General features: G+C 36.9%; 15 protein-coding genes and 3 pseudogenes. 8 read left to right on the top strand and 10 right to left on the bottom strand.

Translation table 11 applies throughout. The annotated features are described in order from the left end of the window. The first annotated feature begins 329 nt into the window (after positions 1-329). From MHB72_RS22895 to MHB72_RS10155, 4 genes and pseudogenes are all read left to right on the top strand, one after another. Positions 330-446: a response regulator aspartate phosphatase gene (locus tag MHB72_RS22895; RefSeq protein WP_179289492.1), complete on the top strand. Its 117-nt coding sequence runs from the start codon at positions 330-332 to the stop codon at positions 444-446. Next, positions 430-495: pseudogene (locus MHB72_RS22890) on the top strand (response regulator aspartate phosphatase); the annotation flags it as partial. The gene MHB72_RS22895 and the pseudogene MHB72_RS22890, both read left to right, overlap by 17 nt. 3 nt (positions 496-498) lie before the next feature. Then, positions 499-1,413 carry a tetratricopeptide repeat protein gene (locus tag MHB72_RS10160; protein WP_216920603.1) on the top strand — a complete coding sequence of 305 codons (915 nt, stop codon included), beginning with the start codon at positions 499-501 and terminating at the stop codon, positions 1,411-1,413. Next, positions 1,410-1,541, top strand: coding sequence for a hypothetical protein (locus MHB72_RS10155; protein WP_302052725.1), 132 nt, complete (start codon positions 1,410-1,412; stop codon positions 1,539-1,541). The genes MHB72_RS10160 and MHB72_RS10155 overlap by 4 nt, the downstream gene beginning before the upstream one ends. Before the next feature lie 175 nt (positions 1,542-1,716). Here the strand turns inward: MHB72_RS10155 and MHB72_RS10150 are convergent, their stop codons facing one another. Beyond that, a complete protein-coding gene (locus tag MHB72_RS10150) occupies positions 1,717-1,998 on the bottom strand; it encodes a putative quinol monooxygenase (protein ID WP_020451467.1) in 282 nt (93 codons plus the stop codon). Between the two features lie 72 nt (positions 1,999-2,070). Next, positions 2,071-2,579 (bottom strand): annotated as a pseudogene (locus tag MHB72_RS10145) (AAA family ATPase). Positions 2,580-2,923: 344 nt separating this feature from the next. Here MHB72_RS10145 and MHB72_RS10140 point away from each other — a divergent pair. Continuing rightward, complete coding sequence (locus tag MHB72_RS10140; RefSeq protein WP_229078756.1) at positions 2,924-3,067, top strand: DUF3967 domain-containing protein; 144 nt, start codon at positions 2,924-2,926, stop codon at positions 3,065-3,067. Between the two features lie 359 nt (positions 3,068-3,426). On the opposite strand, the gene MHB72_RS10135 is transcribed toward MHB72_RS10140, so the two are convergent. The 7 genes from MHB72_RS10135 to MHB72_RS10105 form a co-directional block, all read right to left on the bottom strand. Further along, entirely contained in the window at positions 3,427-4,101 is a 675-nt protein-coding gene (locus tag MHB72_RS10135) for a hypothetical protein (protein ID WP_105980950.1), read from the bottom strand. A 1,621-nt stretch (positions 4,102-5,722) separates the two neighbouring features. After that, positions 5,723-6,109 (bottom strand): DUF3238 domain-containing protein, encoded by a 387-nt coding sequence (locus MHB72_RS10130; protein ID WP_216920602.1) that lies wholly within the window; start codon positions 6,107-6,109, stop codon positions 5,723-5,725. Between the two features lie 118 nt (positions 6,110-6,227). Then, entirely contained in the window at positions 6,228-6,548 is a 321-nt protein-coding gene (locus tag MHB72_RS10125; RefSeq protein ID WP_216920600.1) for a hypothetical protein, read from the bottom strand. Continuing rightward, positions 6,514-6,801: a hypothetical protein gene (locus MHB72_RS10120; RefSeq protein ID WP_249175946.1), complete on the bottom strand. Its 288-nt coding sequence runs from the start codon at positions 6,799-6,801 to the stop codon at positions 6,514-6,516. The genes MHB72_RS10125 and MHB72_RS10120 overlap by 35 nt, the downstream gene beginning before the upstream one ends. A gap of 234 nt (positions 6,802-7,035) precedes the next feature. Then, positions 7,036-7,308, bottom strand: a complete 273-nt coding sequence (locus MHB72_RS10115) for a hypothetical protein (RefSeq protein WP_216920598.1) — start codon at positions 7,306-7,308, stop codon at positions 7,036-7,038. 471 nt (positions 7,309-7,779) lie between these two features. Then, a complete protein-coding gene (locus MHB72_RS10110; protein WP_105980949.1) occupies positions 7,780-7,965 on the bottom strand; it encodes a hypothetical protein in 186 nt (61 codons plus the stop codon). A gap of 42 nt (positions 7,966-8,007) precedes the next feature. Beyond that, on the bottom strand, positions 8,008-8,205 hold the full coding sequence (locus MHB72_RS10105; RefSeq protein ID WP_105980948.1) for a hypothetical protein: 198 nt from the start codon (positions 8,203-8,205) through the stop codon (positions 8,008-8,010). A gap of 143 nt (positions 8,206-8,348) precedes the next feature. On the opposite strand from MHB72_RS10105, the gene MHB72_RS10100 reads away from it, so the two are divergent. The 3 genes and pseudogenes from MHB72_RS10100 to MHB72_RS10090 all read left to right on the top strand — a co-directional run bounded on the left by MHB72_RS10100 (position 8,349) and on the right by MHB72_RS10090 (position 9,907). After that, on the top strand, positions 8,349-8,627 hold the full coding sequence (locus MHB72_RS10100) for a hypothetical protein (protein WP_105980947.1): 279 nt from the start codon (positions 8,349-8,351) through the stop codon (positions 8,625-8,627). A gap of 764 nt (positions 8,628-9,391) precedes the next feature. Beyond that, positions 9,392-9,501, top strand: a pseudogene (locus MHB72_RS10095) (hypothetical protein); the annotation flags it as partial. A 70-nt stretch (positions 9,502-9,571) separates the two neighbouring features. Then, entirely contained in the window at positions 9,572-9,907 is a 336-nt protein-coding gene (locus tag MHB72_RS10090) for a hypothetical protein (RefSeq protein ID WP_144497647.1), read from the top strand. 251 nt (positions 9,908-10,158) lie between these two features. Here MHB72_RS10090 and mutL read toward each other — a convergent pair whose 3' ends face one another. After that, on the bottom strand, positions 10,159-12,069 hold the full coding sequence (gene mutL, locus MHB72_RS10085; protein ID WP_216920596.1) for a DNA mismatch repair endonuclease MutL: 1,911 nt from the start codon (positions 12,067-12,069) through the stop codon (positions 10,159-10,161). Between the last annotated feature and the right edge of the window lie 13 nt (positions 12,070-12,082).

Here is a 12,082-nt window from a genome sequence, read left to right as displayed (position 1 = left end):
TTTGATGTTGTCCTCGCTTTTTCAGGTTGACAAACTGATTTCAGGCGCTTTGATGTTCCTTGGCCGCTTTATAGTCTTAGTCAATAGAAAGTTTTCCCCTATGCGGAAAAGAATTGATGAATAAATTCTGTCTCTCTGTGAAAATGAATCATTTTATTCACGCTGATAAGCCTAAATCAAAATTCCCCTTCCGAAAAACTTATAAAAAAGGAAAAAGATTGTCAAAAAGTGACCTATTCTGTAAAATAAACCATATGAAGAAAAAGAAAAGGCTACATACTCATTTTTTAGAAAATTTTAAATAGACAAAAGAAAGGATGTAAAGGTCATTGGAAGTTAAACTCGCATCTGAAAAAGTTGCAAAGATGCTTAATCAATGGTACGGGATGATTAAACGCCATCAAATCACAGAAGCCATAGCAAAGTCTCATCAAGCACCTGAGTGAAGATCAAAACCTGCTGCTTTACTTTAATTTGTTAGACTTTAGATATAAGTTGATGACTGAAGAAATTGAGGAGTCCAATAAGCTTTATCAAAGTATAAAAACGATCGGAGCGGAAAATACAGATAATATGATTGTCTATTATTCTTTGTTTTTTTCAGGAGTTTATGAATTCTATAAAAAAGATTACGTTGAAGCCATCAACTTCTATCAGCTTGCCGAAGCCAAACTCCGCAATATACCCGACCAGATTGAGCATGCAGAATTTCATTATAAGATTGCTGAAGCTTACTACCAGATAGATCAACACCTTATTTCAATAAGCCACGCCCAAAAAGCAAGAAGCATTTTCAAAGAATACCCGGATTATAAACTTAGATCTGTTCAATGTGAGATGACCCTTGGCGCTAATTTATATGACATGTACAGGTTTAGTGCAGCAGAAGAGCATTACCAAAAAGCGTTGAATGAAGCAAAAAGCGCAAAATACTATAGATTGGTTGGCATATTATATCATAACCTTGGATTAATTTATGACAAGAAAAACATTTGCGGGTTAGCTGAAGAATATTTTAAAAAAGCGATCGAGATCACAGAACATATTGAGTCAATAAATGGAGCCCGGACCCTTTATATGATGGCAAGCCTGTTGTATAGAAATGACAGAACAAAAGAAGCCAGAAGCTGGTATGAGAAAGGCCTTGAACATGTAGATTCAACAGGCGAAGATGAATACCAAGCAAAATTAAGATTAATTCACTCTTTATATGACCATCATAATGATGCTGCAGTGAACGAATCATTACAATACCTCGAACAAAAAAATTTATGGCCAGATATTTCAGAACTTGAAGAACAAATTGCAGAATATTATTTAAAACAAGGAAATTTATCCAAGGCTGTTGAATATTTAAAAAGAGCATTAAAAGCAAAAAATCAAATTTTGAAAGTAACGGAGGCGTTAGCATGAAAAAATTAAGTATCATCGGCGTATTAAGCATCCTTACACTCACTTTTGCTTTTGGCAATTTCGAAAAAGCGAGTAACTTTGGGGAAGAGCACGGGTTTCATGTTGCCGAAAAAGCAATCACCGGCTAAAAAATTAAATCAGTGTTTCAATGACTGAAGCGGACTCCTAAAGGGTCTGCTTTTTTGTTCTTAACAGCCCTCGGGATTATCCGAGAGCTGTCGTGAGATTGTAAATTAACCCGCCGTTTTATTTGATCGTATTTCTCCTTTTAAGGCCATCTCCATATAAATCTCAAGGAGCCTTTTAATCTTTCACATTGCTTTTCATTAACCATTCTACTTCCGTTAATTCTTGTTTTTGAACGTCTTTTGTGTGTTTTTTTGTGAAATGGACCTTAAGAGCTTCTTCGTTTTCCCAAATCTCCCAGAGCATGATTTTGCGTTCTGATGGTTCAAGGGGATACGCATGGAATTTAATGCATCCTTCTTCTTTGTTCGTTTCTTCCTCAAGTATTTTGAATTCCTTCATTATTTCATTGAGGTCTTTATCACTGATAATTTTTAAGCATGCCGTTATGTAATGCATCCAAATTCCCCCTTCAAATCATTTATATACCCACCTCTTTAAAATAATGAGGGAGATAAACTCCCTCGCGCCTTAATTTTCAAGAAGGTCTTTAAGATCGTCTAAAATAACTGACATTACATCTGTCTGTTTATTCGTACATTCTGTTACCCTCGCCCCTTGACCGAGATGCTTTTCGGTTACCTCATTTACTTCCTCAAGTCTACCTTCTTCGCTTAGCTTTCCATCGTTTCCATCCTTAATTCGATCAACATCATATTGGTCACATACATATTTCGTAGCATATTTTGAGAAAGCATCAACTTCATCAACAATTATGGTTTGATAAGCTTCTTTAGCCTTTTCGGGATTTTTTGTAAGCTGTTTGTTCACTTTTTTGAAATCTCCCCAGCTATTAATCGGCATGAAAGGGACTCCAGCAATTGCGTTCAATCCTTTTTCAAACGGAAGATAAAGTGGCTTTTTCATTCTGGTACTTTGCTTTGTTTTCCCTAAGTTGTAGATCCGTATATCGTAATAACTTTTCCTTCAAGTCCTTTTGTTACTACAGAAATCTGAGGGTTAAAAATGGCTATCGACATCAATATTCTCCTTTTAATTATTTTTATATTGCTTTCTTGATAGCCATTAATTATTAAAATGGCACATCATCTTTAGAGATCGATTGAGAAGAGCCTGTGACTACTTTCCCTCCGAATCCAGTTTTCTTCTCATTTTTATTGCTTTTCTTAGTGTCATTCTTCATTTCCTCTAGTTTAAGCTCTCTCTCAGTCAATGCTGCTTTAACTGCTGCTTCGTCAAAAGCTGCTTTATCGTCTTCGTCATAATGAGACTTTAGGTTCTTTTTGAAATAAGATATGTCTCGTATAATATCAAAAGGGACGCCTTATTACAATTTGTCAAACGACAGGAAGAGTTCAATAAAATGATGCTGGAACGCATTGAGCTTTTTGAGAAACGGCAGAAGAAAAGAGACGAAATGCTGATGAAATCCCTTCGCGAATCCCAGGAAACTCAAAAAATGCTAGCTGACGCTCGCGAGAAAAAATGGTGGCAATTTTGGAAGTAAATATCCTTTCCAAACAAACTTATAGTAAAATGACCTAATAAAGAGATGTACGTTTCCCTGATGCTCTTGAAAAGATAAAAAGGGAGGATAGTTTATTGTTTTTTAAATCAAATGAAAATATAGATAAAACAAGTGTTAATATAGCTTTTTACTGCTCATTCATTTATTGGTCAGGATTTTTATTAATCAATAGCATTCTTGATTTATTTAATAAGAGTATAAAAATAAATTCATTTTTGTTGTTAATAACAGGATTAATAGTTTTTTTTGTCAGTGAATTTGTAGCGAAATGTATCAGAAAAACAAAGAAAAGCAAAAAATAAAAAAAGTGTGAGCATAAAGCTCACACTTCATTCTTTTTATTGAGATCTACAACTATATGTATTTGTTGCTCCTGAGCCCATTTTTGTAATAATGATACCTTTTCCCTTAGAATTACAAGAATTTATAACACTCATGCCTAACATTGGGACAGCTGCTAACATTAGTGTAAGGGCAGTCGGACTTTTAGCGAAAATTTTAGCTATAGCCGTAGCTGTGGCCCAAAATCCGCTATTATAACCAACTGCATTACTCAATTGCTTTATTTTCGAGTTACTAATTTTATATTCTTTATAATTTATACCCAAACCCATTGTAGTGAAAGTTTGTTTCTTCGGGTTACTTAACTTATTTTTATTTAACTCACCAACATATTCACTGAATATTACAAGCGCATCGTCACTTGTCAAAGAAGCAGATGTTTGATTTTTATAACTCGCAATAGAGTCGTACAACTTCTTAGCTTCTGGGGTCAGTTGGTTTATTTCTTTTTGAGAATTAGCCGGCAGATTTTCCATATCCAGCTTTGCATCTAATTCATTGATAGCCCTAACTAAGACTCTAGTATTTTCTACTTCCTTCCCAGATACACTTATCATTTCATCACTAGATATCGTTTTACCTTCAAACGACTCTGTACTAGCTAAAGCACTGAAAGGCATCATACTAAACAAAAGCACTGATGAAAATAGAATTCCAAAAGATTTTTTCAATTAAATTCTCCTTTTTTTCTATATTTAGGCTGCAACCAATACCCACATTACAACAAAATACTTGTAAATGTAAACAATTTTGGATAAATATTCGAATTTATGACACACTTAAAATCAAGTATGGTTTTTAAGATTAGTGATCCGGAATTTTTAACATTCCTAAATCAAAAATAAAAGGAGCAGACCACTACTTACAAATTTCGGAGAAACAGCCGTTACTGTGGCATTAGTGAAAGCTGGAATTCCATTAGCTGATGCACAGTTAATTGCAAAGGTTGTTTATAACTATACATTAAAACAAAAGAGTGAGGCTTATAACCTTCACTCTTTTATTTTAATTAAGTAAGGAGTGCTACACCATGAAACTACTTGTAATGACGCTATCAATTTATCTTTTGTTTTTTATCGTCTTTTATTATGTACAGGGGAGAAAAGAAAGAAGCTGAAGAAAAAAACACAAATGAAAAATTTTTATTATCTATAGTGATAGGAGCTTTGGTTTTATCACTAATTCCTACTGTAGTCATAATGGGGATAATCTTATTTGCAATCTGTGTTTAGGTTTGTATTTATTTATATAGTAGCATCTTGTGTTCTATTGGGAGTATCGATAACGACAACTTTAAATTATCATTAGGATTAACTTTATTTTTTCTTTTATTAGAATGTATTTTCTCTAAAAAATCTAATCGTATCTTTAGGGCGGACATATCATGACAGATAAAGGCTGCCTTCTCCAAGCAATCCAGTTCGTCCAACTCGCATTGAACCTTTCCTAATTCACATCTAACCTTTTCGAGGTTGCCATTTTCTAATTGCCAGTAAATCTGTAAAACGTCTAATCTTAGCCTCAATGTTTGCCTTTTGACTTAGTAAGCCACTTTGTTTCCGCAGTAATTGCCTTCTAACCAATTCAATTGTTTCTTCTGTACATTGTCCTCCACATAGTTGTTTTACTGACACATTGCTTCCCCTTTCATTTTTAATTAGTTATAAATCCGTTAAAAGGTTAGTTTTAATCAAATCCTAAATATCTTTATTTTCGGGGCATTTCTAATAAGACTTTTGAATCTTTATAAATCTTGAAGCTTAATTTATAATTACAAAAAAAGTAAGAAAGGGTATTTCATGGGTGTTTTAAAAAAATCATTATTGGCTTTTTGCTTTCCCATGTAATTTTGTTAACCTTGTTGTACTTCAACCTTTATATTATTGGAGCATTTGATGATTGGAATAATACTTTTATCTATGCAGCAATTATCTTTTCCTACATTCCAGCAATGGCATTAATCGAATATTTTACACTCAGCTATATAATTCGGCGTTTAAATTTCAATTTTATTTTTTTCGCCGCATTGGTTTCTTTTTTAACTGCATTAGTCAACAGCATTTTTGTTTATTTTCAATCTAATGAAATCTATATGACTATCATTACTGCTATAAGCACATTAATAATGAGTTCTTTTCTGTCTTTTATGGAAAAAAAAGAAGCGCACTGATATATATTCAGTGCGCTTTAATTTTTTATGGTTTAATATCAATGTTCATTTTAGCTGAAGGCATTGGTGGGAATAGATATTCAAACCCCTTGTTACTTGCCTTAAAAAGTATAATCATCGCATCAGAATATGGGATATGCATACATTTCATGACTAGGTGCTTGGTCTCTTGTTCCACTTACCGTAATGCGACCGCTCTTATATATAACTACTCCGGCCGTATAATCTATTGCAGGAGTTGTCCAGCCAAAGTCGTTAAAGCCAACTGTAGCAGCATGTTTAATTACAAAGTAATTCATGCTTTTATCTTTTTTCCCTTGGGTGAAAATAATATTTTTGTCCGCTGGCTTTTGTTGCTTTTTGAAATTACCATCCTTGTCGTATAACCTAGTATAGTTTACGTCTTTTCTGAAATAAGTACTTGATCCACTGCTGGTAAATCTCGCAACTGCCTCAGTTTGAGTTCGATGTGATCCCCCCAGAAAAACTAAAGGATCTGTTGTCTCCACCAAATTTATCTCCGCCAATCCATCCACTAAAAATAGATGCAGCAGGTGCATACTTAGTCGGAATGAATGTGCGATATTTTATGCCCATTTGGTTTGGGTGTGGCCCCACTGGAGGCTCTCAAGCTAAACTGTTCATATTCTCTTTCTGCTCCGGCATTTTAATAGCCTTTATATATTCGTAAGGACGATAATAATAATCTTTGAACTGATCAAAACTTAACTTTTGATTTCTTTTTTCGTATTCTTCGTTTACCTTTTCGATTTCAGCCGAGCTTAACTTCTTCAATACAACAAATTTATAGACATAGGTTTTGCCGAATTCGACTTCATCATCTACAAAAGTCGTTCCTGCATTATTGTCTATTAATTCATCATCTTTATAAACTTCAATCTTCCCGTCAAAATCATCCTGGATTTTTCCTCTTAACTTTAAAGTCAATAATTACGGCTTGGGCGAGACGATCTCCTTTGCGGATAATGTATCCACCATCACGCAATATATGACCATGAGGCATTTCTTTTTTCGCTAACTCTTCTACATATGGCAAGATGGCTTCTAATTCATCCGCAACAATTTTACACATTTCAGGACTAATTTCGCCATCACAATCTGAATGACCGAAAAACTCAGTTAGCCCCTTATGCGTTTTTGTGGAATAACCATCACCAAAATACCAACATGAGGCGGCCAACTACCTCCAATTGATCTTAATAAAAACCTTCTAAGATTATTAAACGCCGAGTATGCCCCGCTGAAGGCGCCATGTGGTACATCTAAACCCATATAACCCTCCTTCCACTCAATAAAGCCATCTTTTAATTTGTTTAAAATGACGATTTTAACTTAATCTATCGCTGCATTACGTGTTTTTAAAACTCGTCTTTCCCAATTAAAACATGCACAAAATCTTCTCCTGGGTAATTCTTTAGAATAAAATCCATACACTCCCATTCAGTTCCTTCAAAAAGTGTAGCGTTGTTTCGGGAATCAAAAAACTCGATAACCCTTTTCTATATCCCTCATTCTCCTTCCCGGCTCCGGCCGCTGATTTGTGTAAATGCGAATTAATAAACCCTGATACTTCTATTTTGATTTTGTCTTTATCCCCTAAACGTTTACGCATATGACACTTAATTTTAATGCTCTTTTCTCCTTGTCTTTTTCGCTGTTTTGGCGAGGCTGCATTACTTGTATTCAAAAATAAATCCCTCTTCTTCTTTTGGAACTTGTGAACATTCGTTTGTTTTCGGCTTAGAATTGACATATATGAACTCTTTATCCTCGCTTAATATTTTATATTCTTTACCCTGTTTAAAAATGGGATTACTGTGTTCATTCTCAAAAAAACATCTCTTTTAAAAACAACTAAATCCATTCTAATCACCCTTTCCTTATTTCGCTTCATCATTTAACAGCTAACAGTGCCTTCACTTCATTGTTGACGCCCACGTTTTCAGTGTATTACCAAGATCTAAATATTGTAACGCTCCTTCATTTCTTCAATTTTACAGTTAATTTTCAGCAACAGATCTTATTCGCTTTTAATGTCATCATCTGTTATACCTTCACGTTGCATATACTCCAATAAAGCGTGCTTCAATGTGTATAACTGTTTGTATGAAAGTTTTGTTCTAACACCACTCATCTTCCATCTCCATCCCTTTTCTTATTACAGTTCAATCCCATAATTCTCGCCGAAATCCTCAATGTGCTCCTTCAGGATATCGTCTAATTGATCATCTTCAATACCGAGAATAATTTTATCTATTTCCGCATCAAATAGAGCCATTTCTTCACCAACACCGTTTTCTAATTGAAGTCTCATAAAGATTCTAAATGCTTGCCTTGGATTCATTTTATTCTCCTTGTCCTCGTTATTTATATTTTTAATTGCCTTTTAGATAATCGTATATTTTGATCTGTGCGGTCTTTTATGTATGAATTCAGGAATATCAATACGCTTATTGACTTTTGATTTAGTTCTTACAAGAACACGGTTTTCAAGAAACTGAACTTCTTCCACTTTCTGAGCATGAGACTCAAAGTAAAAATCAAAAATTTCTTTAAGAGTCTCATCATTAAGATTGTAATTCATCATTGAACCTCCTTAATATCTGTACTTTAACGTTTAAGCGACACACAAAATCCATATATATGGTAATTCATTCGCTATTTCTCCCTCCCAAAAAACCATATAATGTAATTGTAATAAATTCAAAGGAAATGGAGATGGTTTAAATGAAATTAAGAAAAGTATTGACTGGTTCTGTTTTATCTCTTGGATTACTCGTTTCTGCTTCTCCAGCTTTTGCTGCTACCCCATCACCTATGGTTAAAACAAATAACGTTGTCAAAGACGAAATAGGTGTAAAAGCCTTACACACAAAATACATTTATCATCACAATATCAATGATTTTAAAAATATTGAACGGGACGAAAACGGTAGAAACTGGTATTTGAAAGGTATTGAATATATAGATGGATGGTATAGAGGGGAGTACCAAGCAAATTTTTGATCTTTTGAGGGGGTTTCCCCCCCTCTTTTATTATTTTAGACCATTTTCTTTGTGCTCAATGCTTCCAGTTACCCTCTAAGCACACAATCAAATCAGCGATTGATTGTGTGCAACTATCATTTTTAATCTTCTCTACCCTTATTTTCACTTCACAGTTATCAAGATGCCATTTAACCCACACTATGTTAAACCTGTTGCAACCTCCCCCAATAAGGGGAACGCTGGCGGCTTAATGCCTATTTAACGTCGCCACCACGACTGTTATACGATGTCTGCTGTATCCTTTTCATTATGAATATCCTTTTAATTTATATTTATTTCTATTTTAATAATCTTTTTTGTGTCATTACCCAGTCACCTATCTTTTCAACAACTTCACAAAAATCATTATCCTTATTATTAAATCACCACTAAATATATTGAATAATCATGGTGTGGAAATGGAAGTGCTAGGGGAATATTTGTTTACAATGCTTCTTATACCAAAATCAACAGATTCAATGTACTTGCATAGCCTATTCATTACACAGTCGCTCTCAATCACAGGGTTAAACCTTTCAAATAGCTTAAGGAATTCATGTTGCTCCTTTGTTTTTCGTTTTACTTTCCTTAGCCTCAAGGCTAATTCCAAACTTCTGCTTGCAAGTGATATCGTAGGTTTTGACATGTTTTTTGTACTTGTTCTTTGTGCCTTTATACAAATAGATAAAGAGGTAGGGGTGCTTATCCAATAAGATTTTATTGTGAAATTCCTTTTCCAGTTAGATGAGCATAGTGACGCTCTAATGACAGGTGCTAAAGCTGGAGCTAACCTTTCTATTTATGAGTCTGGTAAAGGCCGGATTATTCTCAGTACGATTACATATTGAACTAATTATATATTATTTTTGGGAAGGTCATGGTGGGGGTTGCTCCCACCTCCCTCTTGATAAAGAGGTGGAGAATTGATAATTGATCAAGAAATTAAAGTGAAGGCAATGTACAGAAATATAGAACATTATAAAAGCATAGGCTATGAGATCAATAAAGGTATGCAAGAATTATCGGTTAAAGTCGAAGACCTGCCTATAAATAGTCACTTAAAAATTAAAATACGTTGCGACTATTGCCAGTGCATATTCGAAAGATCATACAGAGATCACATTAAACATCAATCAAAGTCATCTATCAAAAAAGATGCATGTAAAAACTGCAGAGGTTTAAAGATTAAAGAACATATGCTAAAAACCTATGGTGTAGAAAGTGGCATAGCCTTTCATTATAATTTTCTCGAAAAATGAAAACAACTGCGAAATTTGTCTAATGGCTGCCTTATGGGTTTCCACTTAAAAAAGGGCTTCTCTTTGAGATGAAGCCCTTTTTCCCTATCTTGAGAATAACTGGACGATATACGTGCCGCTTCCTGATGTTCTGGACACTAAACTTTTTAATGGGTGTTGAAACAATCCGTCTAAAAGTGGTCAAAATGTGACCAATAAAATGAAAATCGCTCTCAGCCGTTGATGTAGCATGGGCTGTGAGCGATTAGAAATTACATCACCCGCTTAAACATCTTCTCCATCTCATATGTCGAGTAGTGAATGATGATTGGCCGGCCGTGCGGGCATGTGAATGGGTCGGATGTTCTGCGCAGCTCATCGAGCAGGGCGGTGATTTCGTCGTCCCGCAGATGATGGTTGGCTTTGATGGAGCCTTTGCAACTCATCATGATTGCGGCTTCTTCACGCAGTTTTTTGATGTCGATCGTGCGGTCATCAAGGACCTGTTGAATGATGTCTTCAATGATCGTCGTTTCTTCCCCTTTTGGAAACCAAGTCGGGTGGCATCGGACGATATAGCTGCCGGCGCCGAACGATTCGAGAAAGACGCCGACTTTGGCTAAGTCATCCAAGTGCTGGTCGATCGTCAGCGCTTCATTTTTTGAATAATGGAATGTCAGCGGCACAAGCAGGTCCTGGACTTCCGGTTCGACTTCTCCGACTTTTTCACGGAAATATTCGTATTTGATCCGCTCCTGTGCGGCGTGCTGATCGATGATGTAAAGCCCGTTTTCATTTTGGGCGAGAATGTAGGTGCCGTGCATTTGGCCGATCGGATACATGATCGGCACCCTTTCTTTTGGCGTCTCTTCGTCATGGGCGTTTTCGCCTGCCTGTTCCGGTTCAGCTTGTACGGCCGGTTCGGCTTCCGGCGCATACTCTTCCACTCCAGGCCATTCAGGTTCGGTGTCTTGCATAATGCTTTCTTCGCGCTCTGCGGGAGCGGGAGGAGGCGGGTCTTTGACTACCGAGCTTAATTTCATCGCCGAAAACGATGGCTCCGGCTTATATTCTCTTTCAATATCAGGATCAGAAAGAGATGCCGGCTCTCGTACCTGGTCGAAATCAAGCTTTTGCTGTTCCGGTTTATTGATCAGAGGTGCGGTTTTTTTCGGAACTTGCACGCTTGGAATGAGCTGCTGCTGTTTAAAGACGTCTTTGATGGCGTCGCGAATCAGTTCGTGAAGCTCCGTCTCTTTGCTCAGCCTGACCTCCAGCTTTGACGGATGCACGTTGACATCCACAAGCAGCGGGTCCATGTTGATTTCAATAAACGTGATCGGATGGCGGCCGATCGGAAGAAGTGTATGGTAGCCCTCGTGGATCGCTTTCACGAGCGGAAAATTTTTAATGTATCTGCCGTTGACGACAGATGACATGTAATTTCGCGATGCACGCGTAATTTCAGGAAGGGCGATATAGCCTTTCACTTCAAAATCAAGAGATCTCGCTTCAAGCGGGAGCATTTTTTTGGCAACCGCCGTGCCGTAAATCGCCGCAAGCACGTGGCGGACATCGCCGTTTCCGTTTGTCTGCAGAAGCGTTTTCCCTTGATGACGCAGCCTGATCGAAACTTCCGGGTGGGCAAGGGCGATTCTGTTGACCACATCTGTAATGTTGCCAAGCTCCGTATGGATCGTTTTCATATATTTCAGCCTTGCCGGCGTATTGAAAAACAGATTGGTAACCGTAATTTCGGTTCCTCTGCGGCTTGACGCTTTTTGCTCGGAAATGATTCTTCCCCCCTGAAGCGTCAAATGGGTGCCTGCTCCTTCTCCGGTGCTCGTTTTAATGCTTAGATGTGAGACAGACGCGATACTTGGCAAAGCTTCTCCGCGAAATCCGAGCGTTCTGACGCGAAACAGATCGTTTTCGTCTTTGATTTTGCTTGTGGCATGACGCAAAAAAGCCGTTCTGCAGTCTTCTGCATCCATCCCTTCGCCGTCGTCAAGCACTTTAATCGAGGCGAGACCCGCTTCTTCAACATCGATTTCAATCACTGAGCTGTTCGCATCGATTGCATTTTCGACAAGCTCTTTGACGACCGACGCAGGCCTTTCCACTACTTCACCCGCCGCGATTTTATTCGATAAATCGTCTGGCAGCTGAACAATTTTTGCCAAGTTGGGTCACCTC

Origin of the sequence: Bacillus sp. FSL K6-1284 (genome assembly GCF_038002625.1) — a bacterium.
GTDB lineage: Bacteria > Bacillota > Bacilli > Bacillales > Bacillaceae > Bacillus > Bacillus paralicheniformis.
The sequence above is the reverse complement of the archived record's forward strand: the minus strand, read 5'-3'. Positions and strand labels throughout refer to the sequence as shown.

Bases quoted from the DNA above. Each gene is read 5' to 3' on its own strand.
- MHB72_RS10160 (WP_216920603.1), top strand. From the start codon at position 499: ATGACTGAAGAAATTGAGGAGTCCAATAAGCTTTATCAAAGTATAAAA.
- MHB72_RS10155 (WP_302052725.1), top strand. From the start codon at position 1,410: ATGAAAAAATTAAGTATCATCGGCGTATTAAGCATCCTTACACTCACT.
- MHB72_RS10150 (WP_020451467.1), bottom strand. From the start codon at position 1,998: ATGCATTACATAACGGCATGCTTAAAAATTATCAGTGATAAAGACCTC.
- MHB72_RS10140 (WP_229078756.1), top strand. From the start codon at position 2,924: ATGATGCTGGAACGCATTGAGCTTTTTGAGAAACGGCAGAAGAAAAGA.
- MHB72_RS10110 (WP_105980949.1), bottom strand. From the start codon at position 7,965: ATGAATCCAAGGCAAGCATTTAGAATCTTTATGAGACTTCAATTAGAA.
- MHB72_RS10105 (WP_105980948.1), bottom strand. From the start codon at position 8,205: ATGAATTACAATCTTAATGATGAGACTCTTAAAGAAATTTTTGATTTT.
- MHB72_RS10100 (WP_105980947.1), top strand. From the start codon at position 8,349: ATGAAATTAAGAAAAGTATTGACTGGTTCTGTTTTATCTCTTGGATTA.